The sequence below is a fragment of the Inquilinus sp. NPDC058860 genome, from assembly GCF_042743185.1.
Classification (GTDB): domain Bacteria; phylum Pseudomonadota; class Alphaproteobacteria; order DSM-16000; family Inquilinaceae; genus Inquilinus.
Window position 1 is genome coordinate 1 of the sequence record NZ_JBHYMS010000127.1, and the last position, 3,015, is coordinate 3,015.

At 70.3% G+C, this 3,015-nt stretch carries 2 protein-coding genes; one reads left to right on the forward strand and one right to left on the reverse strand.

All coding sequences use genetic code 11. The annotated features are described in order from the left end of the window. Positions 1 to 96: 96 nt before the first annotated feature. Positions 97 to 993 (reverse strand): fructose bisphosphate aldolase, encoded by an 897-nt coding sequence (locus tag ACFW16_RS35930; protein WP_380313898.1) that lies wholly within the window; start codon positions 991 to 993, stop codon positions 97 to 99. Positions 994 to 1,214: 221 nt separating this feature from the next. Between ACFW16_RS35930 and ACFW16_RS35935 the strand changes: the two genes are divergently transcribed. Then, positions 1,215 to 2,819, forward strand: coding sequence for an ABC transporter substrate-binding protein (locus ACFW16_RS35935; RefSeq protein ID WP_380313899.1), 1,605 nt, complete (start codon positions 1,215 to 1,217; stop codon positions 2,817 to 2,819). Positions 2,820 to 3,015: the final 196 nt, after the last annotated feature.

Genomic DNA, 3,015 nt, shown 5'->3' on the forward strand with positions numbered 1-3,015 from the left:
CCCTTCGCGCGCGGACGCGCGCAGACCCCTCCCCCTGCCCCCCTCCCGCAAGGGGAGGGGGGACTAAGGAAGAAGCGGGAGAGGCAGCACGTAGCCTCAGCCCTGCGCGACAGAAGCCCGATAAATCTCGTCCACCGCCTTCCCCAGCGCCGCGTTGAACTGCGCGTCGCTCATATCGCGCTTCAGCTCCTCGACCAGGGCGCGCGAGAAGCTGGCGATCATGCCGGGGTTGGCGGCCAGGCGGCGGCAGGCATCGGCGCGGGTGTAGCCGCCGGACAGGGCGACCACCCGGGCCACGCCCTTGTGCGCGATCAGCTCGGCATAGAAGCCCGGCTCCTCCGGGATGGTCAGCTTCAGCATCACCTGCTGCCCGGCCGGCAGCCTGTCCAGCCCCTTCAGGATCTCGGCCCGCAGGATCCGCTCGGCCCCGGCCTTGTCGGGGCTCTTGATCAGCACCTCCGGCTCCAGGATCGGCATCAGCCCGTGGGCGGAGATCTGCGCCCCCAGCTCGAACTGCTGCGCCACCAGCGCGGCGATGCCGCTCTGCGACGCCAGGTTGGCGACCGAGCGCGCCTTGGTGCCGTAGACGCCCAGCGCCTTCGCCCGCGGCAGCAGCGCGTCCAGCCCCGGGATCGGCTTCATCAGGCTGACGCCGTCGGCCTCGGGCTGCAGCCCCTTGTCGACCTTCAGGAACGGCACCACGCCCCGCTCCCGCCACAGGAACTCCGGCACCGGCTTGCCCTGGGCCTGCCCGTCCATGGTCTTCTCGAACAGGATCGCGCCGATCACCTTGTCGCCGGTGAAGGCCGGCGCGGTCATGATCCGCACCCGCATCTCGTGCATCAGCCGGAACATCTCGTCGTCGCCGCTGTAGGCGCTGTCCGGGATGCCGTACAGCCGCAGCGCGCCGGGGGTCGACCCGCCGCTCTGGTCCAGCGCGGCGATGAAGCCGGGCTTGTTCAGCATCTGCGCCGCCATCGCGTCCTGGGTCATCGCTGATCCTCCTGGTTCCGGCCCGGGCGGGAGGGCAGGGCCTCGACCGCCGGCCTGTGGGGGTGGCCCCCGTTGTGGCACGGCGGCCGCGGCCGGCGCAATCCTCGCCCGGCGCGTCGGCTCCGGAATTGCCCGGAATTTAGTGTGTATTCAATCGATTGCGCCTTGCCGCACCCCGCCGCTCGGCTAGACTGCCCTGACTCTGCCTTCGAGGTCCCATCATGCCCGCCCGCCTGCTGCTGTCCCGTCGTGCCCTCCTGTCCGGCGTCGGCGCCACGGCGATGCTGTCGGCGGTCCGCTGGGCCCGGGCGCAGGACCCGGTCAGGGGCGGCACCCTGACCGTCGCGGCCGACACCGAGCCGCGCAACCTGAACCCGGCCCTGGTCGCCTCCAACGGCGTCTTCTACGTCGCCAGCAAGGTGGTCGAGCCGCTGGCCGAGATGGCCACTGACGGCAAGCTGACCCCGCTCCTGGCCACGGCCTGGGAAGGCAGCGCCGACGGCCGCACGGTCACCTTCACCCTGCGCGACGGCGTCACCTGGCATGACGGCCGGCCCTTCACCTCGGCCGACGTCGCCTTCTCGGCGACGGAGCTGTGGAGCAAGCGGCAGAATCTCGGCCGGGTGGTGTTCAAGGACTTGGCAGGCGTGGACACGCCGGACGACCGCACCGCGGTGTTCCGCTTCGGCGCGCCGACGCCGCTGCAGCTGGTCGAGAACGCGCTGCCCGCCCTCACCGCCGTGGTGCCGAAGCACCTCTACGAGGGCGTCGACATCGACCAGAACCCGCACAACGAGCAGCTGGTCGGCACCGGCCCCTTCCGCTACGGCGAGCACAAGCCGGGCGAATACTACCTGCTGGAGCGGAACCCGAATTACTGGGGCCAGGGCCTGCCGTATCTCGACCGCATCGTCTACCGCGTGCTGCCGGACCGCGGCGCCGTGGTCGCGGCGCATGAGGCGGGGGAGATCCAGCTCTCCGCCTTCTCCGCCGTGCCGCTGGAGGAGCTGGAGCGGCTGAAGGGCATCCCGGACCTGGCGGTGGTGCGCAAGGGCTACGAGGGCATCACCTACCAGCTGACGGTCGAGATCAACCACCGCCGCAAGGAGCTGCAGGACGTCCGCGTCCGCCGCGCCATCGCCCACGCGATCGACCAGTCCTACGTCGTCGGCACCATCTTCCGCGGCTATGCCGACGCGGCCACCGGCCCGGTGCCGAAGACGGGCGTGCCCTTCTACACGCCGGATGTCCCCACATACCCCTACGACCCGAAGCGGGCCGAGGCCCTGCTGGACGAGGCCGGCTACCCGCGCAAGGACGGCGGCAGCCGCTTCGCCGTGCGCCTCCTGCCGGCGCCGTGGTTCGAGCAGACGCGCCAGATGGGCGACTATCTGCGCCAGGCGCTGCAGGCGGTGGGCATCGACGCGACGCTGGTCACCAACGACGCGGCCGGCCACACCAAGGCGGTCTACACCGACCACGCCTTCGACCTGGCGATCGGCTCGCCGGTCTACCGCAACGACCCGGCGATCTCGACCACCATCCTCTACCGCGGCGGCCTGCCGGACGGCGTGCCCTTCTCGAACCAGTACGGCTATGACGACCCGGCGATGAACGACCTGATCGACCGCGCGGCGGTGGAGCTCGACCGCGCCAAGCGCATCGACCTGTACAAGCAGTTCCAGCTCCGCGCCGCCGACCAGCTGCCGCTGATCGTGGCGGCGGAGTTCACCTTCATCACCGTCGCCAGCCGCCGCCTGCACAACATCGCCACCAATCCGAGATGGGCGACGTCGTCCTGGGCGGATACGTGGCTGGAGCAGTGAGGGCCGGTTCTCGCCGGCCTCCCCCATCGTCATCGCGAGCCCCGCAGGGGCGTGGCGATCCAGTGGCACTGCCGCTGAGGTTGACCATCGCCCGGTGTAGTTGGACTGCACCCCTGGACTGAGACAGAAGAATTAGGGTGACATGGGCGATCGGAGGCTGAATGCCCGACAAGCCCAGGATTTCCACACGTAGTTT

Coding starts and splice junctions, on each gene's coding strand:
- ACFW16_RS35930 (WP_380313898.1), bottom strand. CDS start 993: ATGACCCAGGACGCGATGGCGGCGCAGATGCTGAACAAGCCCGGCTTC.
- ACFW16_RS35935 (WP_380313899.1), top strand. CDS start 1,215: ATGCCCGCCCGCCTGCTGCTGTCCCGTCGTGCCCTCCTGTCCGGCGTC.